This window comes from Burkholderia pyrrocinia (genome assembly GCF_003330765.1).
Classification (GTDB): domain Bacteria; phylum Pseudomonadota; class Gammaproteobacteria; order Burkholderiales; family Burkholderiaceae; genus Burkholderia; species Burkholderia pyrrocinia_B.
In genome coordinates, this window is record NZ_CP024903.1 from 490,607 (window position 1) to 513,908 (window position 23,302).

Consider the following 23,302-nt stretch of genomic DNA (forward strand, 5'->3'; position numbering starts at 1 on the left):
CACCAAGGGGTGCGCGTCGCTAACGACGCATGTTCCGCCACGCGGCCGAGAACTTCCGCGCGGCGTCGAAGCAAACGGCCTCGCTCCCCGGCGCGCCGATCAACTGCACGCCGACCGGCAACTCACCCGGCAGGAAGCACGGCGCACTGACGACCGGCAAACCCGCGAACGAGATCGGCTGCGTGAGCAGGCCGAGCGTCTTCGCGGGTTCGAGCGCTTCGCCGTTGACGTCGACGGTCGCGTCGGCGAAGCGCGGCGCGGCATAGGGCGTCGCGGCCGCGATCAGCACGTCGTGGTGTGCGAACAGCGCTTCGAGGCGCGCGCGCCAGGCGGCTCGACAGGCGATCGCTTCCAGATGGATGGTCTCGGGCGTCGCGAGGCCAGCCGCAATGCGCGACCGCAGGCGCTCGGAGACGAGCGGGGCCGGCGCGTCGAGCAACCCGCGATGGGCGCGAGCCAGTTCCACGTTCGAGATCACGACCGCCGCGTCGCGCACCCGCGCGACTTCGTCACGGCCGACCGGTATCGAATCGCTGGCGCGCAGGCAAGCCGCCGCGCGCCGCACGGCGCGTTGCGCGTCCGCATCGGCATGCCGTTCGAAATCGCCGGCCAGCACGGCGACGCGCAGCGGCGCGCCCGGTGCGCCAATTCGTTGCGCATGCAACGTCACCGCATCGCTGAGCATCGCGTCGTACAACGCCGCAAGATCGTCGATATCGTTCGCGAACCCGCCGACGGTATCGAGCGAATCGGCATAAGGCAGGCAACCGTCCCGCGACAGCCGCCCGTCGCTCGGCCGAAAGCCCCATACGCCGCACAGCGCGGCCGGCGCGCGGATCGAGCCGTTGGTGTCGCTGCCGAGCGCGAGCGGCACATAACCGGCCGCGACCGCGGCGGCCGAGCCGCTCGACGAGCCACCGGTCATGCGCGTCGGGTCCGCAGGCAGGCGCACGGAACCGTAGTGCGGATTCACACCGGTGGCGCCGCACGCGAGTTCGTCCATGTGGGTCGCGCCGACCGGCACCGCGCCGGCCGCGCACAGCCGGGCGACCATCGCCGCATCGGCAGCGGCGGCCGGCAACGCGGCGCGCGCGGGCGATCCCGCGACCGTCGTGTAGCCGGCCACGTCGAAGTTCCACTTCACGAGAAACGGCACGCCGGCGAGCGGGCCCGGGTCGAGCCCGTCCCGTACGCACCGGTCGATTCGCCGCGCGTCGCGCAGCGCCCGTTCGTCGAACGTCTGCGCGCACGCGTGGATCGCGCCGTCGCGCGCGGCGATGTCGGCGAGCGCGGCCTGCACGAGCGACTCAGCGCCGATACGCCCCGCGCGAACCTCGGCTGCCAGCGCGAGCGCGCTGCGCATCGACGGCGCCGTGCTCATGCACGCCGCCTCATGACCGCCCCATCAACCGGCGCGGAATCGACAAGATCAGCGCCGCCGCTGCGAACAGCGTGAACGCGAGCAGCGCGACACCGAATTCCGTGCTGCCCGTCAAACCCTTCGCATAGCCCATCAGCGTCGGGCCGACGAATCCGGCGACGGCCGCGCCGATGTTGACGAGCCCCGCGCCGCCGGCGGCCGCCTCGCCGGCGAGGATCCGCGACGGCAAACTCCAGAACATCGCGAGCGTGCTCATGATGCCGGCCACGCCGACGGTCAGGCACGCGACCGCGAGCACGGGGTGCGTGTGCATCCCGAGACTCGCGAGCAGCGCGACGCCGCCGATCGCGACCGGCAGCGCCGTATGCCAGCGCCGCTCGCCGGTGCGCACCGAATGCTGCGCGTTCGCGACCATCGCGACCGAGGCGGCGAGATACGGGATCGCGCTGACGAGGCCGACCGCGAGATTGCTGAGATCGCCGAGTGACTTGATCATCGTCGGCATCCAGAACACGAGCCCGTAGTTGCCGACGTTATAGAGAAACGACGTCGCGAACAGGATCCACAGCGTCGGCTCGCGCAGCGCGGCGCCGAGTTGCGTGCGCTTGCCGGCCGCCTCCTGCGCCATTTCCGCGTGGACCGTCCGCTTCTCGGCGTCGGTCAGCCATGTCGCGTCGTCGATCCGTTCGGTCACGCGCACGAGCAGGACCAGCCCGAGCGCGACGGCCGGCAGCCCTTCGAGCAGGAACATCCATTGCCAGCCGCGCAGCCCGAGCCCGCCGTGCGTCGCGTCCATGATCCAGCCGGACAGCGGGCCGCCGACGATCACGCCGAGCGGCATTGCGAGAAACAGCAGCGCCATCACCTTCGACAGCCGATGCGACGGAAACCACACGCTGAAATACGCGATCACGGCCGGGAAGAAGCTGGCTTCGGTCACGCCGAGCAGGAAGCGCAGCGCGTAGAAGCTGACCGTGTCGCGGGTGGCGAGCGTGGCGATCGACACCACGCCCCAGGTCAGCATCGACCCGGCGAGGCAGCGCTTCACGCCGACGCGCTGCACGAGCCAGCCGGCCGGCACCTGCAGCAGCAGGTAGCCGACGAAGAACAGTCCCGCGCCGACGCCGTACGCCGCTTCCGACAGGTGGAGGTCCGTCACCATCTGCAGCTTCGCGAAACCGACGTTCACGCGGTCGAGATAGCCGAAGAAGTAGCACACGAGGATCAGCGGAATGATGCGCCGGCTCAACCGCGCATACAGCGCATCGACATCGGGTGTAGCGGCGCCCGCGCGCGCATCGGCGGCGGACGGCATGCCGCGCGGCGAGGCCGCGCCGTTCGAATGGGTCATGACGATTCCCGGCTGGAGAGGGGGCGGCGCAGCGCGCGCCCGGGACGCGCGCCGGTGTGGCGCCCGTTCGCGAGTACGGCCTGCCCGTTGACGAATACGTGCTCGATGCCGTCGGGGCGCAGCGTCGGGCTCGCGAAGGTCGCGCGGTCGATCACGCGTGCGGGATCGAACACGACGAGATCGGCGTAGTTGCCGACCGCGAGCCGGCCGCGCTCCGCGATCCCGAACTGCTCGGCGGTGAGGCCCGTCATCTTGCGCACGGCCGTCTCCAGCGGGAACAGGCCGCGCTCGCGCGAGAATTCGCCGAGCACGCGCGGGAAGGTGCCCCACAGCCGCGGATGCGGGCGCGTGTCGTTCGGCAGGCCGTCTGAGCCGACCATCGTCAGTTCGTGGCCCATGATGCGTTCGACATCCGCTTCGTCCATCACGAAGTAGATCGCGCCGGCCGGGCGCAGCGCGTCGATCGCCGCGTCGACGGAATCGCCGAACAGCGGCAGCAGGTCGTGGAAGTCGCGGCCCGCGAGCTCGGGATGCGGCTTCGACCACGCGAGGATCACACGCGACGACTGGCGGATGCGGTCCGCGCGCAGCATCGTCGACGTGGCCGGATACGGATGGCAGTCGACGCACAGCGCTTGCCGCGCCCGCTGCGCGTCGATGTGCGCGAGCGTCTCGATCGAGCGGCCGTGGTTGGCCTTGCCGGCCACCTTGTGATGCGACAGCACGACGCGCACGTCGAGCGCGCGGCCGATCGAGAATGCCTCGTCGAGCGACGCGATGATCGCGTCGGTCTCGTCGCGCAGGTGCGTCGCGAACACGCCGCCCGTGTCGCGCAGCGGCGCGCACACGTCGATCAGCTCGTCGGTGGTCGCGGCGGCGGCGGGCGGATAGAAGGTGCCCGACGATACGCCGAACGCGCCGGCCGCCATCGCTTCGCGCACGTCGGCCGCCATCTCCGCGATTTCCGCTGCGTCGGCCGCGCGTTCGAGATCGGCCATGTGTCGTACGCGCAGCGTCGAATGGCCGACGAGGGCCGCCGTGTTGACGGCGGCGGGCGTGGCATCGAGCGCGTCGAGATACGCGCGAAAGGACGGGAAGCGGAACGCCTGCCATGCGCCGAGCAGGTCGAGCGGCTGCGGCACGTCGCGTTCGGCGAGCAGCGGTGCGAGGCTGATCCCGCAGTTGCCCGCGATCACCGTGGTGACGCCTTGCGCGACCTTGGGTTCGACGTCGGGATCGGTCAGCACGAACGCGTCGTCGTGCGTGTGGCTGTCGATGAAGCCCGGCGCGACGACCAGGCCGCTCGCGTCGAGCGTGTGCGCGGCCGTCGCGCCGCTCAGGTCGCCGATCGCGGCGATGCGCGTGCCGGTCACGCCGAGATCGGCGTCGAAGCGCGCGGCGCCCGTGCCGTCGATCAGCTCGCCGCGCCGCAGGATCACATCGAAATGCATGGTGGCTCCTCCAGAATCCGTCCGGACCCGGAGCGTCGCCCGTTTCCGTCGTTCGTATCGGCCACCATCGTCCCCGGCCATTTTTCGGGCGTCCAATGCCGTTCGGCTCACGATTCATGCGAAACCGGCATCAATGCGGGTGGCGCCGCGCCCGCGGGCGGTTCGCGGGCGTCAGGCGAGCGACGCCTTCACCAGGGCCTGGAGGTCGCTCGCGAAGCTGGACATCGAGATGGTGCGGTGCCGCACGATGCCGACCGTGCGCTCGATCGTCGGGCTCGCGATCGGCACCGCGCGCACGGCGGGTGAACCGTACGCGCGCAGCGCGCTCTCTGGCAGGATCGCGCAGCCGACGCCGGCCGCCACGAGCGCCGCGACGCACGAGATGTGCTCGACCTCGTAGAACCAGCGGGTCCGCACGGCTTCCTGGCCCATCAGCATTTCGAGCAGCAGGCGGTTGCCGCTGTCGCGCCCGCCGATGATCAGCTTCGCGTGCCGCAATTCGCCGAGCGTGACGGCGTCGGCGCGCGCGAGCGGGTCGTCCTCGTGGGCCGCGAGCACGTAGCGGTCGGTGAAGAGCGGCTCGAACGCGAGATCGCCGTCGTCGCCCGGGTGCAGGCTCACGCCGAATTCGGCGATGCCCGCGCGCACCTGCGACAGCACGAAATCGTGATTGCCGTCGAGGATCTGCACGGCGACATGCGGATACCTGGCCGCGTACTGGCGCAGCACGTCGGGCAGCGCCCGCGCGACGACGGTGGGGATGCACGCGAGCCGCACCTTGCCGTAGCGCTTCTCGGCGATCTCCTGGATCGACGACAGCATCATCCCGAGCTGCGCGATCTGCTCGCGCGCCATCGGCAGGAACTGGCGGCCGACGCCCGTCAGCGTCACGCTGCGCGTGGTGCGATGGAACAATTCGACGCCGAGCGCCTGTTCAAGCTTCTGGATGCGGCGCGACAGCCCCGGCTGAGTCAAGTGCAGCTTCTCCGCGGCGCGATGGAACGTGCCGAGCTCCGCGACGGCGACGAACGCTTCGAGTTCCGAGTTTTCGACTTTCATGACGCTGGGCGCTCCGTGTCCGATGCGACGGCACGGAACGACGCGCCGCGATCAAGCGGTCATTGTCGTCGAAATCGCGGGGCGAGCCCGGCGGTGACGCCGACGATCGCGAATGCGGTGTTCAGGTTGACGGGGAAGCGGTTGAGGGAGACGTCGTTCGATTTGTCGGCGGTGGGGTAGCGCGGAGGCATCGCGGTTGTTCGCGCGACCGGACGCGAGAAGGCATTCGCGTCCGGTGCGTGAGCAGGTCGTGTGGCAACGATTATCGGCAGTCGAACATCAGATTGTGATGCCGTGATTCGTCAATCGACTGTGCAGTTCGTTGAGCCGACCGCGAGCGATATCGGCGAGTCGGTACCGGATGTGCTGCTCCGGATATCCGTTGTAAATGAGCGACATGACAAAATGCGGACCGATCGTGCTCGACACATCGAGACATCGGATAAATCTATTTTTTACATGTCAATAAAATAAAATTTAATTGTTGACCGTTCTTTATCGAGATTTGCGTAAAAAGCCGGTTTGTGACTATTCGAACTTATCCTAAATCTAAATCTGCTCGTGGGATTGTTAGCAAAGAATTGTCAGAAGGATTAGGATCTGAATTGTCGTGTCCGATTGTTGACGTGTGCGGAACAGACTGGTATTTCATTGGGGCAGAGTACGGACGGAATAGATGTATTCATTCCGAAAAGTTTTCGAATCGTCAAATCCAGAGGCTGGACGACGGAAATTGAACAAATGGATACCGCGAAAACATAGGGCAAAGCAGGGGATTAAATCGGGATAAGCAGCGGACGCGGCTCTTTGTAATTATGACAAAACACATACAAATCTTTCTTTGAATTACGATGCGGCGGAGACCAATCATTACGCCGCTAACAAGTGAAGAATCGAGAAACTTCGGCAGCGTTAATTTCGGCGTTGGCGAGTGTTTCCGCGTTAGCGCAAGGCGTTCCGCCGTCTGAAATTACGTCCGGCCCGCAAATCCAGCGTTTGCAACAGCAGCAACTTGAAGCCGCCAAGGAGCTGAATCCGCGCCCGAACGTACTGACGCCGACCGGGGAAGCATCGTCGAATGCCGGCCTCGCGAGCTTGCCACTCGACACCCCGTGTTTCCCGATCAAGGAAATCGCGCTGGAAGGCAATACGTTCGGCTGGCTCGCCCGTTTTCTTCGGCCGATCGCGGGGCAATGCGTCGGCAAGACCGCACTCAAGCAGATTCAGGACGCGGCCAATAACGCGCTGATCGAGCGCGGCTACGTGACGTCTCGCGTTCTTGTGCCGACTCAATCGTTGCAATCGGGAACGTTGACGTTGCGTGTCGTCCCGGGTCGCATCAGCGACGTGCGAGCGGACAAGTCCACCATCGGCTGGCTGCGCGCGGCGCTGCCGACTTCCGGCGGCGCGCTGTTGAACCAGCGCGACATCGATCAAGGGCTGGAGAACCTGCGCCGTCTTCAATCCCAGTCCGATACCACGTTCGACATCGCGCCCGGGCTCAACCCGGGGGACTCCGAACTCGTCCTGCATCCCGGCGCCGGCAAGCGCTGGCATGCCGTCATCGGTACGGACAACGCCGGCCTCGACTCGACGGGCAAGTACGAATTGTCCGGCTCGTTCACGTTCGATTCGCCGTTTCATCTCTACGACCAGCTGCAAATCGCCGGCACGACGAACGCGAACTTCGGCGCATCCGACAAGGGCAACCAGTCGGTGTCCGCCAACTACAGCGTGCCGCTCGGCTACGCGATGCTGACGCTGAACGCGAGCCGCTCCCGCTACAAGCAGACCGTCGCAGGGTTTGGCGAGCCGATCGAATACAGCGGTGTTCAGTCCCAGCTACAGGCCGGACTGTCCGGCGTGATCCATCGAAATGCACACGCGCGTACGGAGATCCACGGCAACCTGTTCCACAAGATCAGCCGCAATGCGATCGATGGCATGGATCTTCCGGTGCAGCATCGCGACATCATCGGCTACGAAATGGGTCTCGCGCATCGGCACACCATCGGCAACGTCGTGCTCGACGGTTCGTTCGCCTGGCGCGCGTCGTTGCCGGGCTTGTCGAGCAATGCCGGCACGGTGTTGGGTGCGTCGGACTTCGACGGCAAGACGCAGGTCGAGCTGGCGAGCCTCAGTGCACAAGTGCCCTTCAAAATCGGCGGCCAGGCGTTCTCGTACCAGTTCGGCTGGAACATGCAGAACGCACGCACGCCGCTGACGCCTTCGGACTATTTCACGATCGGCACGCGTTATGCCGTGCGTGGATTCGATCAACAACTGACGCTGGCCGCGGAAAGCGGCTGGGCCATTTCCAACGAACTCGACTGGTATGTGCCGACGCCTGTCGGCACGCAGGCGCTGTATGCCGGCGTCGATGCCGGGCGCGTGCGCGGGCCGGCTGCGCAATACCTGATTGGCGAGACGCTCGTGGGTGCCGTCGTCGGTGTGCGCGGCAATCTCGCACCGAAAAATGTTCTCGGTGCGGCGCTGAACTACGACGTCTCGCTCGGCTTTCCGTTGTCGAAGCCACAAAGTTTCAACACGAGTTCGCCGACGCTGTTGTTCCAGGTCAGTACGTTGTTCTAAGCGTAGTTGGGGTGGGCCGGACGAGGTCGCGGATCTCGATTCGGCGTTTCGTTGATCGTCAAGTTGAAGAGGAAAGAACTATGCAGCAGGTATATGAGAAGCGGCGCGTTTTGCACGCCGCGACGGCAATGTTTGCGTTGATGGCAGGGCTTGGATTGAGCGCGTGTGGTGGTGACGACGGTGATGGCGGAAGCACCGCTACATCGACCGATGCATCGGCCGGCGGTAATTCGTCGGGCGGACCGTCTTCGTCGTCCATTCGTGTGGAAGGTCAGTCGCAAGCGCTGTCGAGCAGCTTGACGACGGTGAGCGTGTTTACGCCGCCGGTGTCGTGGAATGCGGATGGCTCGTTCCCGAGCGGGTCGCTCACGTTGTCGGCGAGCGGCGTGGACGCTTCGCAACTGAAGTCGCAGGCTCCGGGCGCGTATACGACGCTGCCCCGCACCAAGGATGTCCTCAGCCTGTCGACCGGCACCGTGACCGACATCGCCGGCAATGGCGATTTTGCGATCGGCCGCTGGACAGCGGGTAGCGATTCCGCCGGCCGCTCGTACACCGTCAACCAGGGCCAAGCCTGGGCAGTCGGTGCCCCGGTGACGGTCAGCGTGACCGATCAGACGCAGTTGAACTGCTCGCTGGTGGCCGCAACGCGTCCGACGTCGATGGACGGCAATACCGCACCGGGTTCGCTCGGCGGTGCGACCGCTGTCGTGACCAGCCAGAAGGACGTTCTCGGCAACATCGGCGCGCATGCGGCCTTGACGCTGCAGTACTCGATCGGCGCGGACAAGAACCAGACGTTCAGCGGTGACACGCAGGTCGGTTCGATGTCGACGTCGAAGGCGAAGCGATCGTCACTGTTCACCCAGTTCACCGGACCGAATGCGTCGACGCCATATCTCGTCGTGTCGTATGGCGTTCCTGCACCGACGGTGGGTGGTGTCAACGGCCTGGCGATGCTGAGCTGCAAGTAACGCGTGAGCACCGCCGGCGGCATCAACGGAACAACGATGTCGCCGGCCTGACGTATTTTCAAGAAGAAATCGATCATGAATTCCGGAATCTTTCGCTTGGTGTTCAATGCCGTGCGCGGCATGCTGGTGACCGTCGACGAACATGCATCGGCGCACGGGGGCGGCGAACGCGCTCGCGTGCGACGACCGGCTCGTCCCGCATCGGAGGCATCCGGAATCTCGATCTGGTTTGCCGCACGTGCGACTGCCTTTGCTGCGCTCTGCGCGTTCGGCATGCAACCGCTGGTAGCCGAAGCCCGGGCCACGCTGCCGATCACGCCCGACCGCAGCGGGCCGACGCATCCGGTCGTCGGCGTCTCGGCGTCGGGTGTGCCGCTGGTCAATATCACCGCGCCGAAAAATGGCGTCTCGCTGAACAACTTCACGCAATACAACGTCGGGACGAAGGGGGCGGTGCTGGTCAACAGCGGCCAGAATTCACAGACGCAGCTCGCCGGCTGGGTGCAGGGCAACCCGTTCCTCGGCAACAACGCCGCACGTGTGATCGTCAACCAGGTCACGTCGGGCAATCCCAGCCAACTCCTCGGCCCGACCGAGATCGCGGGTCGTCGCGCGAATCTCGTGATTGCCAACCCGGCAGGTATCACGTGCGCGGGTTGCGGTTTTCTGAATGTTCCGCGCGTGACACTGACGACCGGCGTGCCGACCTTCAATCCGGACGGCACGTTGGCCGGCTTCAATGTCACGCAGGGGCAGATCGGCATCGCGGGCGCCGGGCTGGATGCCCACGGCAGCCCGATCGACCTGATTGCACGTGCGATGACCATCAACGGTCGGGTGTGGGCGGATTCGATCAATGCGGTGGCCGGTGCGAACCGGGTCGACTATGCGAACAACGTCGCGCAGGCTCAAGCGGGTACCGGCGCAGTGCCGGGCGTCGCGATCGACGTGCAGGCGCTGGGCAGCATGTTCGCCAATAGCGTGCGCATGATCGGGACCGAGGGCGGCGTGGGGGTGCGGGACGCGGGTTCCATCACGTCGCTGACCGGCGATATTCACGTCTCGAACAACGGCGACGTGACGATCGCGCCGACCGCACGTCTGCAATCGGCGGCGAACATCCGGATCGATGGCGCCGACGTCGTTCAGCAAGGCACGATTGTCAGCAAGCAGGGCACGGATCTGAACGCGTCCCGGGCACTGTCGAACGCCGCAACGATTTCATCGGGCGGCAACGCGAATCTGACAGCCGCGACTTCGCTGGGTAACAGCGGCCGGATTTATGCCGGTGCCAATGCCGAGGGCAATCTGGTCGGCGGCGGCTCCGTTACCGCGCGCGCGGCGGCCGTGACGAGCAGCGGCACGCTCGCGGCTGGCAACAACGTGAACCTGTTCGCGAACGATGTCACGCTGGACCACGGAACGGTGAATGCGTCCAGCGCAATCAATGTCACGACGAATGGCACGCTGTCGAACGTCGCCGGCACGATGAGCGGCCAGAACCTGACGCTGAACGCAGGCAAGCTGGTCAACGACGCAGGCACGATCAACTCGCGCAATCTCGCGAACGTGACCGCCCAATCGGTTTCGAACCGATCGGGCACGTTGGTGGCGGACGCACTGTCGTTGAACTCGGCGGGCGCAGTCGACAACACCCAGGGGCAGATGTTTGCGCGCACCGCCCTGATTGCTGCAACCGACCTCACGAACGTGGCTGGTGAGATCGGCACCTCGACGGGCATGTTGGCGCTGACGGCAACCGGCGGCGTGTCGAACGACGACGGGAAGATCGCGGGTGGCAACGGCTTCACGCTGACTGCGAACACGGTTTCCAACGCGCAAGGGCAGATCGGTTCCGTGGCGGGTGATACGTCGCTCGACGTCACGCAATCGCTGAACAACAAAAACGGCAAGCTTGCGTCCGGTAACGATCTGTCTATCCAGACCGCCCATCTCGACAACTCGGCCGGATCGATCGGCGCGCACGCAGCGCGAATCAACGCAACCGATGTCGTGAATTCGGGCGGCCGGATCGGCACGACCGATATGTTGACCGTCGAGACGACGGGTGCCGTCTCGAATCGGTCCGGCGCTGTTGTCGGCGGCAATGGCTTGTCGCTGACAGCAAACCGTATCGACAACACATCGGGCACGATCGGATCGGCTGCCGGCGACACGACGCTGCGTGCGACGCAAGCTGTGACGAACACCGGCGGGACGGTGAGTTCGGCCAATGCGCTCACCGTTGCGAGCGACACCCTCGACAACTCGGACGGCAGCATCACGGCCGTGCGCGGCGCGCTAATCCAGACGGGGGATCTCGTCAATGCGGGCGGCCAGATCGGTTCGTCGTCGGATACGTTGTCGTTGAACGCGACCCGCCGGGCGTCGAACGCCGGCGGCAAGCTGGTGGGGGCAACTGGTCTGTCGGCAACAGCGGCCACGCTGAGTAACCATGCCGGCCAGATCGGCACGTCCGCCGGCAACGTGACGTTGACTGTCTCGCAGGCGCTCGACAATACGCAGGGCAAGATTGTCGCTGCTGGCGCGCTGAACACGCAGGCCGGTACCTTCGACAACACACAAGGCACGGTTTCGGCAGATGCCGCGAAGCTCGCTGTAGCGGGCGCGTTGATGAATACGAGCGGGACGATTGCGACGACACGCGACATGACCGCGACCGCGCAGACCGTCTCGAACCGCAGCGGCACCGTCGGCTCCGTCTCGGGCGCGTTGTCCGTCACGACATCCGGTACGACGGACAACGCAGCCGGCAAGCTGCTGGCGTCGGGCGATACCACGCTGACCAACACCGGGTTGCTGAACTCGGGTGGCACGATCACGGGCGCGAACGTCACGCTTGCATCGGGACAAGGCGCAATCGACAACACGCTCGGCAACGTGGCGGCAAGCCAGTCGCTGACGAGTCGTTCGGGCGCATTCGATAACCGGTCCGGGTTGGTGCAGGCTACGGGCGCGGTCGACATCGACACACACGGCCAGACGTTCGACAACAGCGTACTGGCGGGGCAATCCGTCGGCGGCCAGGTCCTCGGCCACGGCGTGACGCTGACCACGGGGGCACTGAGCAATGCGGGCGGCGCGATTTCGTCGAGCGGCGCAGCGACCCTCGACGCGGCATCCGTGACCAATGATGCGGGCTCGCTCGTGGCGGATGGCGCATTGACGGTGCGGAGCGCCGGCACGGTGTCGAACGTGGCGGGCCAGATCGGCGGCAACAGCGATGTAACCGTGTCCGGTACGACGATCGACAACACGCGCGGGGCGATGCACGTGAGTGGCGCGCTGTCGGTGACGGGCGATACGATTCGCAATGCGCAGACCGCCCATTCGACGTTGCCGATGACGGCAGGGGTGCCGGGTCTGGTTGCGGGGATGGAAGGCGCGAGTGTTGTCCTTGATGCACGTCAGGCGATCGACAATACCGCCGGCTCGATTCGTGCCGACAAGGATGCGACACTGACCGGACCGACCATCGACAACACGTCGGGCAGCATCCAGTCGAAGGGCACGGCCACGTTGGTCGCGGCGAATACGCTGGTCAATAGTCAGGGCGACATCAACGGCGGTCAGCGGCTGACGGTCTCGACACGCACGCTCGACAACGATGGCAAGCTCCAATCGGCCGGCGATGTCGACGTGACGACGCAAGGCGACCTGACCAACAGCGGCCAGATTGTTGCGGGCCACGATCTGACGGCCGCGGCCGGCGGTGTGCTCGACAACAGCGGCACGCTGTCGGCGGGCAATGTTGCCAACGTGACTGCCCATTCCATCCGGAACCGCGCGACTGGCGAGATTTTCGGTGGCCACGCCACCAACGTTCACGCGAACCAGTCGATCACGAACGAAGGTCTGATCGATGGCGGCGCAACGACGGTGACGGCCGGCGACACCATCACGAATGAGGGTGGCCGCATCTACGGCGACACCGTTGCGGTGGGGGCGAACACGGTCGTCAACGACCAGAACGATCAGGGCGTGGGTGGCGTGATCGCGTCGCGCGGCGATCTCGACATCGGCGCGCAAACGCTCAAGAACCTGAACAATGCGTTGCTCTACGCGGGCAACGACATTCGTATCGGCGGTGCACTGGATGTGAACCGTCAGGTGACCGGCGCCGCGCAGACCGTGACGAACAACGGTGCGCAGATCGACGCGGGGCGCGACATCACGATCGGTGCAAACCGGTTCGAGAACCTGAACTCGAACTTCCAGACCTCGACGGTCACCACCGACAGCGGCAACCAGTTGTGGTACCAGGTGCCCGGCTCGACCGAAAGGATCGATCCGTCGACCGTCTACCTGTATCAAAAGAACAGCCAGGAAATTCATCCGGGCACCGACTATCAGTGGGCACTGGACGACGACCAGAAATTCATTCTGTTGCCGTCGACCAAGTATCCGTTCGCCGAGTATGCCAAGTACACGATGAATGGTGTGGCGGGCAAGATCGATAACACGGCGTATGCCGCAATCAACTTTGGTGTGGACGGCGCAGCCGCACAAACCGGTGCGTATCGGACCGTCCCGGCTGACATTTGGGCGACGCTCGGCGTTGCGCCGCCGCCGGACGCGAATCCGACATGGATGACGTCGGGGCCATTCGCCATGACTGCAGGTGCTGGACTGGTTGCCGGCAGACGCGGGGTCGGCAGCGATTGGTTCGCCATCAAGCCGCCCACGGAAGCCGATGTGACCGGTCAGAAGCCGCCAGTCTTCGGGCCGCCGAGCCCATCATGCCTGACCTCGACCCACGCCGCGTGTGCACCGTTCCAGCAGTGGTACAAAGCCACCGTAGTCGCCTACCAGAACCTCAATCAGGCGGTCACCGCGTATAACGGCGACGTGTCGGGCCGGCTCGTTCAGACCTATACCGTCTATACCGTCGACGTCAAATCGACCAGGGACGTTGTCACCGAGTCTCAACCCGGCACGATCACCGCAGGCCGCCATATCACGATCAACACGCGTTCCGGTGTCAACGACAAGAGCCAGATCGTGGCCGGCGACGGCAACCATCCGAACAACGTGCCGAACATCGGCGCGACCGGCACCGAGACGTTCACGGGCTCGGGCAAGGCGATTCATACGTGGGTGCAGTCGGGCGGCGCGTTCCACGGTGACGAACGCGCATCGTCGACGACTGATTACTCGCCGGCCATCCCGTCGCAAACGATCGATCTTCCGGTGGTGCTCACCGATCCGAACAAGCCGTCCAATCCGGTCAAGAGCGTGGCGGCCGAGACGTCGGCTGCGCAGGGTGCGAGCGGCACCGGTGTGACGCCGGTGGCAGGCAAGGACGTTGGCGCACAGGTGTCGACCGGCGCGGGCATTGCGGGCGTCGGCGGCGAGGCCGTCTCGGCAGTGAAGGCCAATGTTGGCGGTGTCGTCGTGCGTACGGTGACACCGAACACGCGCTTGCCGAACAACGCGTTGTATCAGGTGACGACCGACCCGGGCAGCCAGTTCCTGATCGAGACGGACCCGCGCTTTACCGATTACCGGAAATGGCTGTCGAGCGACACGATGCTGAATGCGCTCAAGGTCGATCCAAGTACTGTTCTCAAGCGCATCGGCGACGGCTTCTACGAGCAGCAGCTGATTCAGCAACAAATCATCCAGACGACCGGGCAGCGTTTCGTCGGCGACTACACCGACAACCAGAGCCAGTACCAGGCGCTGATGGCGAACGGGGTGAAGGCGTCGCAGCAGTTCGGGCTGAACGTCGGCACGGCGCTGACCGGTGCGCAAATGGCCGTGCTGACGAGCGACATCGTCTGGCTCGTGAATCAGACCGTGACGCTGCCGGATGGCAGCCAGCAGACGGTGCTGGTGCCGCAGGTGTATCTGCATGCGAACGCGGCGGATGTGACTGGCGAAGGCACGATCGTTTCCGGGAAGAACGTCACGGTCGATGCGGCTGGTGCATACAAGAACTCGGGCACAATCGCGAGCCGCAACGTGACCGTCATCCGCGCCGATTCGATCGACAACAGTGGCACGGTTTCGGGTGGAACCGTGCTCGCGAGTGCGAACCAGGATCTGAACAACCTTGGCGGGTTGATTCAAGGCAATGCCGTCGCGCTGTCGGCCGGGCGCGACCTCAATCTGACGAGCACCACCAGTTCGGCGACGGCGAAGAGCGGCAGCGCAACCGGCATCGATCGCGTGTCGGTGATCAATGCGGGCGCCTTGCAGGCTGTTGCCGGCCGCGATCTGAATGCCAACGCGGCCGCGATTGCGACGACCGGAGGCGCGGTGCTGGCAGCGAACAACGATGTCAATCTGAATGCGGTTCGCCAGAGCAGCCAGGATGCGGTGAAGTGGGATGACCGCAACCATGCGGAACACTCGGCGTCGATCGACACGGGTACGCAGATTGCATCGGGCGGTAACCTGGCGATCGTGGCCGGCCGCGACGTGAATGCGACGGCTGCTTACGCGAACGCGCACGGGGCGCTCGGCGTGAGTGCCGGGCGCGATGTCAACCTGAAAGCCGGTGAACAGAGCGCGAGTGCGAACGAAGAACATTATCGGAAGGAGAGCGGCTTCCTGTCGTCGAAGTCGACGCACACGATCGATTCGAGCAGCTATACCAATGCGATCGGTACGACGTTGTCGGGCAACACCGTCGCCGTACAGGCCGGAAACGACCTGACGGCGAAGGCTGCGACGATTGCGGGAACCAACGACGTGAGCCTCGTGGCTGGCCGTGATCTGACGATCACGACCGCGGACACGGTCTCGAACGAATATCACTACAAGGATGTGAAGAAGTCCGGCCTCGGCAGCGCGGGCGCCGGGATCTCGTATGGCACGAACCAGACGATCGATAGCAGTCGCGATACGGTCAAGGGTTCGCAGGGGAGTTTGATCGGCAGCACAGACGGCAATGTTTCGATGCTGGCCGGCAACAAGCTTCATGTCACGGGCTCGGACATCGTCGCGGCAAAGAATGTGACGGGTATCGCGAAGGAAGTGACGATCGATGCGTCGCAGACGAATCGTCATCACGAAGAAACCCACGAAGTGAAGAGCTCGGGCTTCACGCTGGCGGTGAAGTCGCCGGTGATCGATGCGATCCAGAACGTGAATCAGCAGGCGCAGGGTGCGGGAGGCAGCAAGGACGGACGTGCGTCGGCGCTGCATGCGATCGCGGCGGCGGGCGGCATGGCCGATCTGGTCGACGCGACAGGCAACATGACGAAGGCGCTGAACGATCCGAATGGCAAGGTCGATGCGAAGGTGGAACTAAGCTTCGGTTCGTCGTACAGCAAGTCGACGTTTACCGAGGACAGCACGCAGAACAACGGCAGCACCGTGAGGGCGGGTGGCACGGCCGCGTTCGTGGCGACCGGTGACAAGAACGCCGGACAGGGCAACGTGACGATTCAGGGATCGGACGTATCCGCGAAGGACGTGCTGCTGCAGGCGACGAACAAGGTCAATCTGGTCAACAGTACGGATACGGACAGCACGCGCAGCACGAACGAGTCGAAGAGTTCGAGCGTGGGTGTTTCGTATGGCACGGGCGGGTTTGGGGTGTCGGCGTCGATGTCGCGGGCGCATGGCGATGCGAACTCGGATGCGGCGACGCAGAACAATACGCATATCAACGCGAGCAATACCGCGACGATCGTCAGCGGCGGGGACACCAATATCGTCGGGGCGAACGTCAATGCGAACAAGGTTGTCGCGGATGTTGGTGGAAATCTGAATCTTGCGTCGGTGCAGGATACGAGCAAGAGCGCTGCTCATCAAAGCAGTTCGGGTGGCGGGTTCAGTGCGAGCATGGGCGGCGCGAGTGCCAGCGTCAGCATGCAGAACGGCCACGCGAGCGGCAACTATGCGGGCGTGAACGAGCAGTCGGGTATTCAGGCGGGAGACGGTGGCTTTGATGTCACGGTCAAGGGCAATACGGACCTGAAGGGGGCGTATATCGCGAGTACGGCTGCGCTGGACAAGAACCAGCTCACGACCGGGACGCTGTCGTTTTCGGATATTCAGAATCACTCGGAATACGACGCGAGCAGTTTCGGAGTCAGCGCGGGTGGTGGTGTTGGTAATGGCGGTAACAACTACGCGACGCATGGGCCGACGAGCGGGAAGAACACGGGTGGCGCTTTGCCGCTCTATGTGAGCGAGAGCGATAGCAGCGATGCGACCACGAAGAGCGCGATCAGTGCAGGCGGCATCACGATCACGGATCAGGCGAACCAGAAGCAGGATGTTGCGACGCTGGAGCGTGATACGTCGAATCTGAATGGCACGGTCAGCAAGACGCCGGATCTGCAACAGGTGCTGAGCAATCAGTCGGATCTGATCAATGCCACGCAGGCGGCGGCGGAGACGATTGCGAAGCAGATCGGTAGCTATGCGGATAAGAAGCGCGGTGAAGCGCAGAAGAATGCGGATAGCACGAGTGATCCGGTGCTTAAGGCTCAGTATCAGCAGGAAGCGAAGGACTGGGCCGAGGGCGGCGACAATCGGGCGGCACTGCATATGGCTGGTGGCGCATTGACTGGTGGCTTGACCGGGGGGGGGCTTGGGTGCGGTTGGCGGGGCAGCGGGTGCAGGTCTGTCGGCGAAGCTCGCGCCGCAATTGAATGAAATCGCTCAATCGATCAAGGATGCTGGGCCGACTGGTAACAAGAACGTCGACGAACTGTTGGGGAATCTGGCGTCGAATGTGTTGGCTGGTGGTGCGGGGGCGGTGGTTGGGGGTGGGACGGGGGCATTGGCCGGGGCGAGCGTGGATCGGTTTAATCGCCAACTGCATCCGGATGAAAGGGCATCGATTGAACGAAGGAAAGAAAGCTATGCAAAGCAAAACGGGTTGACCGTTGCTCAAGCTGAACAAGAGTTGTTGATGCAAGCAAACATGATGGTCCAGAACGGTTCGCCGGGACAATGGAACGAACGTGCCGCGAAGTTTTTGCGTGAAGATCGCGGCCTGTTGCTGGCAGATGGAGGTAGCGGTACAGGCTATATGTTCTATACGACGCCGGAGCAGAGGGCGAACGTGGAGATGTATGCGAAGTACTACCCGAATGGCGTGGGGATGAATATTCCGAATGGTCAGGCGATCGCGAACTCGGCGGGGCGGGACAAGGGAATCCAAGGCACATACGAGAAGCTCACGCTGGGTGCAGCAGCGGGCGCGGTGGGAATCGCGGTAGGTGCTCCGATCGCGGCGCTGTCGGGTACGCCGATTTTTAGTACGGGCGGATTGCTGGGTTCGGGATCGTTGGCTTCGCCGGTTGGGACGGGAGCGATTAGTGCGGGGATCAATGCGGGAGCGCAGTACCGCAAGGATGGCGAGGTCAACCCAGTTGATGTAGCCGGCGCATTTGCGACGGGCGTAGCTGGCTCGTATGGTAAGTTGGGTTGGAACGTATTCGTGAATACGATTGGTGGGGCGACGACGACGGCGCTTAACAATATCTTGCAGGGGAAGAATGACAGTGTAGTCGGTGCGGGTATAACCAGTGGATTGTTTAGTTCACTCGGCTATGGGGCAGGAAAGATCTCCGGTGATGCCATCAATTCCGCAATGAAGCCTACGATCAGTAATTCGACAAACTGGGCTGGTAGCGGTGTGTGGTCTGGTAGTGGCTACAACATCTTTGTGCCCAATAATGCTGCCGCAATTGGTGCAACATTCTCGGGCGGAACGATGCAGGAGGGTGTGCAAAATATGTTCAATCATATGTTGGATCGGAGGGGCGGGAAGTGATCCGGCGATTAGCCTTGCTTGCAATTCGTATGTTATTTATATGGTCGGTTACATGTGCGGTTGCCTGGGTTGGTGGGGCGTATATGTATTCATTTTTTAATGAGATTGATTATTTTCCGGGATGGTATGACGTAAAGGAGGTGGCTAGGGCTTCTGCGATTATTTCCTTGGTATTCGTTGCGCTTGCTTGGATAAATATGCGGAAGTAGTAGAGATAGGTCCGCGGGAGATGGAAATTGCATCATTTGGGGAGCGCTGGCGTTTTAAGGTTGAAAGGTGTGTCGTGGCGGACCATTAGTCAATGGTAGTGATCGAATCCGGGGTGTGATGCTTTAACGAGAAGTTACGCGAGAGTGACAAGATGACGAGGAAGATGCAGGCCATGATCGGTCAAGGATTGCGTGCGCTGAGTTTATTTCTTCTCATTTGTATTCCGGGAATGGGTGTTATCTACTTCGTCGGTGCATATCTGAGTTGTGCTTTTGTAGACGGCTGTTACGCCAAGCTTGGTGTGGTTGGCGTCTTTGAAACTGTGAGCGTAAAAGGACTTCTTGTGAGGGGAATTTCTTTGGCTGTCGCGTTTACGTTGGTCGTGTGGCCCCGAATCCGGTAGTAATAAAATAATGACAGTCTGATTTTAATGCGGGGTGATTTAATTGACCATTTCGCAATGGTGAAGAATTGCGGGCGAAGAGCGATGGTGGTGGGTGAGGCTCTATGAAGAGAGATTATGAAGTGGATAATTGCATTCGTCGGGGTATGGTTAATTTGCGTTACTGGACTTTTCGCAATTTGGGTACTCGGTTTGTATCTATATTGTGTATTTACTCCAGAGTGCCTTGATCGAGTAAATGTTCATATTATTATTGGTGCGGTGGATGTGGAAAGTGTCTTTATAAAGGGGCGTTGTCGGCAATAGCTATAGTCGGAATTTCGTGGTTCAGGAGAAAGCAGCGATAGCGAACGAATTCGGTTTGCTCAATCCGTAGCTGACACCTGGCAAAAATCGTTTAGCCGGATGTAGGTAAGTATGCTGTATCTGGTGTTGTCGGTGTGATTGCAGGAAATCTGTCAGGTCGTGCTTTAGAGGTGGCGCTGGCGACACGCGAGACCGCGAACATATTTGGTAGCGTAATGCAGGTCAGACGGTGCGGACTTCCCTGAATAAACGATGGGTTGGCTTAGTTGATTTTCGGGTTGGTAAGAAATGAAAATAAGATTTATCGAGGATGGAAACTTTTCACAATGGATGCGGACTGGCTTGCTTGCTTGCTTGCTTGCTTGCTGGTGGCGTTCTAATTATGTTTGTCGCGTACAAGTACGTTCCACCTGCGCCGTTTGGAGGTTTTCTACTGCTGTTCGGGTTTGGGGTCGTGGCCGTTGGTGGATATGCAAGTAGGGCGCATATGTTGAAGATCAAACCGTTCGACAACAGCTACAAGAAGGCGCGTCAGAGCTACGAATCGGGCAGCGATGATGAAGGAGGAAAAAGTGAGCAAAGCATGGTCGAACAATAGTGAGCCCAAGGATAATTTTGCGGTTGCTCAGGTTGCACTTTACATTTTCGCAATACTCCAGGTGGTTGCCGTGCTGATGGCTGTGAGCGGTGCTATACCTCTGGGCTTGGCACCACAGGCCTCGTCAGCACAACGAATTTCAGTAACCGCGAATGCAGTCGTCAACATTCTGTTCTTCGTGATTGGATATGTTCTGCTTGCTCGCTGTCTGACTCGCTGCAGCACGCTGGTTTGGCGAATCGCATTGGCTGTATTCCTGGCCAACGCAGGTATCGCAGCCTTGTCGCTAGCAGCGCAACCTGGCCCGCATCCTGTGTTGGTGGCAAGTCTTTCCATAGCCGGTGCAATCTCCATATGGAAAGGCCGTGCGGCGATTAGCAATCCGTCGACTGTGACATCGGATAACTGATCGACTCAACCTGCATTGCATCCGGAAAAAATACGCTTGCAAGCTGCGTGGCGGATCAGCATGGCGGAAATGCGGCGAAGCAGATCGAAGATCAAATGTACATCATGGATGTAAGGATGGACGGGGTGCATGAGTCTAGCGCGTCGACAACGCTAGTTGCTCAAGAGCCAGCGGACAAAAATGCAAGTGGACCTGGGTAAAAGTATATGTTTTCTAAAAAGAATCCAGAATTTCGCCGTCCGACGGTCGGGCCTCGTCGTTCAGCGTGGCCTTATCGCTTCAGTGAACTGTTCTTCGGTGCGCTTGCGAAAGCGACGATGGTTTTTGCGCTACTAGCGGTTATCGCTCTCGAAGTTCTCAGCGGAGGAGCGGGCGCGAGTGCAAGTGATCTTCCAAGTACACGCAAGGGGTGGCGAAATCTATTTCTCGTCATTTTTCTGATCTTCGTGGTCGTCGCGGTGGGAATTTATCTATTCAGTCCCGAAGCTTGACTCTCTTTTCTGCGACAGTTGATCCGCATGGCGGCCCCGATGAGCTGGAAAACAATCTGCTCGCCACGTAAGACCATATGAAGTTTGAGACAGCCGCGCATCCAATCCGCTGATCAATCCGGAGGCATCGGTACTGAACCGACGACGGATACCGCGCTCACCCAAATCATCACAAACAGCACCCATTCCCCATACTTTCCGCCATTTCTCCCGGGTGTATCCCACTGGTTGCCCACGCGACTTTCTACCTAAGATGAAGGAATCATGCGCGTAATTCGGTGCCTGCACGCGCATGGAGGGAGGCAGTAGGCAGCGTCGGGACCGACGCCAGCGGATGTTCCCATCATGGATGCGAAAGTGTGCGTGTCCGCTGCCAGTCTTGCGACTGCAGCGGCGCCAGCGGGCGCGGCGGCAATGGCCGCGCGGACGGCGTCCGGCCGCCTTGGCCGAACCGCTTCGCTTCGCCACGCGTTTTTCGCAATCGTTTGCGTTCTGAGCGCCGCACCCGCCATACTCGCCGGGGCGCCCGCCGATGCCGACGATCCACCCGACACCGTGCGCATCGTCGCCGCCACGCCCCCCGCCGATCCCGCCATTTCGTCACACGACTCGGCGGTGCGTCAGGTCGTGCTGGGCATCATCAGCTTCACGCGCTGGCCGACGACGCCCGTTCGCCTGCATCTGTGCGTGACGGGCCGGCCCGACTACGCACGCGGCCTGACCGACACGCTGCAGGCCGGCTCGACGCTGCTCGACGTGCAGCGCGTCCGCTTCGACGATCCCGCGCTCGGCATGGCCTGCGACATCGTCTATCTCGGCACCCTGAGCGAGGATGAGAGAGCGCGGGTGAGAGCCGCAGTGGCCGGCCATTCGGTCCTGACGATCTCGGAACACGATCCGTCCTGCACCGCAGGCGGTATGTTCTGTCTCAATGTCGACGGCGAACGCGTGTCGTTCGACATCAATCTCGACGCCGTGGCGCGCAGCGGCGTGCGCGTGCACCCGAATGTGCTCAATCTCGCGCGACGGCCGGGGGCGCCATGACACGGCCCTTGCTCCCCGTTTCCCGTCCGCGCATACCGCGCCCGACGCTGCAAAGCGTGCTGCGCCGCGCGCACCTGCGCCTGGCGTTCGTCGCCGTCACGATGGCCGCCGTGTCGTTGATCGTCGTCGCCGTGATCGCGTTGCGTGCGTATGCCGGCAACAACCTGAACCTGCTGGCCCGCTCGCTCGGTTATACGGTCGAGGCGGCGCTCGTGTTCGGCGACCGCGTCGCTGCGAACGAGGCGATCGCGCTGATCGCCAGCGACGAGGACGTGGCGCAGGTGGTGGTCACGGACAGCAAGGACCAGCCATTCGCGACGTGGCAGTTGCCTGCCGGGAACGGCATCGCCCGGCTCGAGCGCGCCGTCGCCGATCTTGCGTTGCCCGGGCCCGTGACCGTCCCCGTCGTGCATGACGGCATCGTCGTCGGTCAGGTCGTCGTGCGCGGCCGCGGGCACGAGTTCTTCGGCTTCCTGCTTGGCGGCGTCGGCGGCATTCTCGGCTGCCTGGCCGTCAGCGTGTTCGGTGCGTATGTCAGCTCGAAGCGTCTGCTGCGCAACATCGTTTCGCCGTTGCGCGCGCTGGCCGGCGTTGCTCATGCCGTGCGGCGCGAGCGTGCGTTCGCGCGGCGGGTCGCGCCCGTGGCGATTGCCGAACTGAACGAGCTCGGCGACGACTTCAACGCGTTGCTCGACGAATTCGAAGACTGGCAGAACACGCTGCGCGACGAAAACGCGTCGCTCGAATACAAGGCGACGCACGATGCGCTCACGGGCCTGCCCAACCGCGTGCAGTTCGAGTCCCGCCTCGCGCTCGCTCTCTGCGACGCCGACGTGACGGGCCAGCGGGTTGCGATCCTGTATCTCGACTGCGACCGCTTCAAGGAGATCAACGATTGCCTTGGCCACGACGCCGGAGACGCGGTGCTGATCGACATCGCGACACGGTTGCGCACGCAAGTGCGCGAAGGCGATCTGGTCGCTCGCCTGGGCGGCGACGAATTCGCGGTGATGCTGGCGGGCGTACGCGAAGCGGACAGCGTTGGCCGTATCGCCGACGAGATACTGTCCGGCATGGCGCCGTCGATCGAGCTGTCCAACGGCCTCATGGTGGCCACCATGATGAGTGCCGGCGTTGCGCTGTATCCCGATCACGCGTCGAACGCGCGCGGCTTGCTGCGCGCGGCGGATGTCGCGATGTATCGCGCCAAGCGCGCGCGGCCGGGCTCGTGGCAGTTGGCTGAAGGGGTTGTCGGGTCGGCTTGAGGTTTGTC

The 23,302-nt window shown here is 62.9% G+C and carries 14 protein-coding genes; 9 read left to right on the forward strand and 5 right to left on the reverse strand.

The annotated features are described in order from the left end of the window. Window positions 1-19: 19 nt before the first annotated feature. The 5 genes from CUJ89_RS19740 to CUJ89_RS38865 all read right to left on the reverse strand — a co-directional run bounded on the left by CUJ89_RS19740 (window position 20) and on the right by CUJ89_RS38865 (window position 5,433). On the reverse strand, window positions 20-1,363 hold the full coding sequence (locus CUJ89_RS19740; protein WP_114181456.1) for an amidase family protein: 1,344 nt from the start codon (window positions 1,361-1,363) through the stop codon (window positions 20-22). Between the two features lie 28 nt (window positions 1,364-1,391). Continuing rightward, window positions 1,392-2,732, reverse strand: coding sequence for an MFS transporter (locus tag CUJ89_RS19745; RefSeq protein WP_114179179.1), 1,341 nt, complete (start codon window positions 2,730-2,732; stop codon window positions 1,392-1,394). After that, window positions 2,729-4,183, reverse strand: coding sequence for an N-acyl-D-amino-acid deacylase family protein (locus CUJ89_RS19750; RefSeq protein WP_114179180.1), 1,455 nt, complete (start codon window positions 4,181-4,183; stop codon window positions 2,729-2,731). Before CUJ89_RS19750 ends, CUJ89_RS19745 begins: the two co-directional genes overlap by 4 nt. Before the next feature lie 171 nt (window positions 4,184-4,354). Next, window positions 4,355-5,242, reverse strand: coding sequence for a LysR family transcriptional regulator (locus CUJ89_RS19755; protein ID WP_114179181.1), 888 nt, complete (start codon window positions 5,240-5,242; stop codon window positions 4,355-4,357). A gap of 59 nt (window positions 5,243-5,301) precedes the next feature. After that, complete coding sequence (locus tag CUJ89_RS38865) at window positions 5,302-5,433, reverse strand: hypothetical protein (RefSeq protein WP_265341769.1); 132 nt, start codon at window positions 5,431-5,433, stop codon at window positions 5,302-5,304. A 694-nt stretch (window positions 5,434-6,127) separates the two neighbouring features. On the opposite strand from CUJ89_RS38865, the gene CUJ89_RS19760 reads away from it, so the two are divergent. From CUJ89_RS19760 to CUJ89_RS19785, 9 genes are all read left to right on the forward strand, one after another. Beyond that, complete coding sequence (locus CUJ89_RS19760; protein WP_201752373.1) at window positions 6,128-7,834, forward strand: ShlB/FhaC/HecB family hemolysin secretion/activation protein; 1,707 nt, start codon at window positions 6,128-6,130, stop codon at window positions 7,832-7,834. Window positions 7,835-7,944: 110 nt separating this feature from the next. Continuing rightward, a complete protein-coding gene (locus tag CUJ89_RS19765) occupies window positions 7,945-8,808 on the forward strand; it encodes a hypothetical protein (RefSeq protein ID WP_236655032.1) in 864 nt (287 codons plus the stop codon). Window positions 8,809-9,081: 273 nt separating this feature from the next. Further along, window positions 9,082-17,442: a hemagglutinin repeat-containing protein gene (locus CUJ89_RS19770; RefSeq protein WP_236655080.1), complete on the forward strand. Its 8,361-nt coding sequence runs from the start codon at window positions 9,082-9,084 to the stop codon at window positions 17,440-17,442. Then, window positions 17,435-18,568 (forward strand): hypothetical protein, encoded by a 1,134-nt coding sequence (locus tag CUJ89_RS38555; protein WP_236655033.1) that lies wholly within the window; start codon window positions 17,435-17,437, stop codon window positions 18,566-18,568. The genes CUJ89_RS19770 and CUJ89_RS38555 overlap by 8 nt, the downstream gene beginning before the upstream one ends. Window positions 18,569-19,797: 1,229 nt before the next feature. Continuing rightward, entirely contained in the window at window positions 19,798-20,085 is a 288-nt protein-coding gene (locus CUJ89_RS19775) for a hypothetical protein (protein WP_152036633.1), read from the forward strand. Beyond that, entirely contained in the window at window positions 20,042-20,494 is a 453-nt protein-coding gene (locus CUJ89_RS37740) for a hypothetical protein (RefSeq protein WP_152036634.1), read from the forward strand. The genes CUJ89_RS19775 and CUJ89_RS37740 overlap by 44 nt, the downstream gene beginning before the upstream one ends. Window positions 20,495-20,700: 206 nt before the next feature. After that, on the forward strand, window positions 20,701-20,985 hold the full coding sequence (locus CUJ89_RS37745) for a hypothetical protein (RefSeq protein WP_152036635.1): 285 nt from the start codon (window positions 20,701-20,703) through the stop codon (window positions 20,983-20,985). Window positions 20,986-21,330: 345 nt separating this feature from the next. Continuing rightward, window positions 21,331-22,029: a YfiR family protein gene (locus CUJ89_RS19780; protein WP_114179184.1), complete on the forward strand. Its 699-nt coding sequence runs from the start codon at window positions 21,331-21,333 to the stop codon at window positions 22,027-22,029. After that, entirely contained in the window at window positions 22,026-23,294 is a 1,269-nt protein-coding gene (locus CUJ89_RS19785; RefSeq protein ID WP_114179185.1) for a diguanylate cyclase domain-containing protein, read from the forward strand. Before CUJ89_RS19780 ends, CUJ89_RS19785 begins: the two co-directional genes overlap by 4 nt. Window positions 23,295-23,302 lie beyond the last annotated feature (8 nt).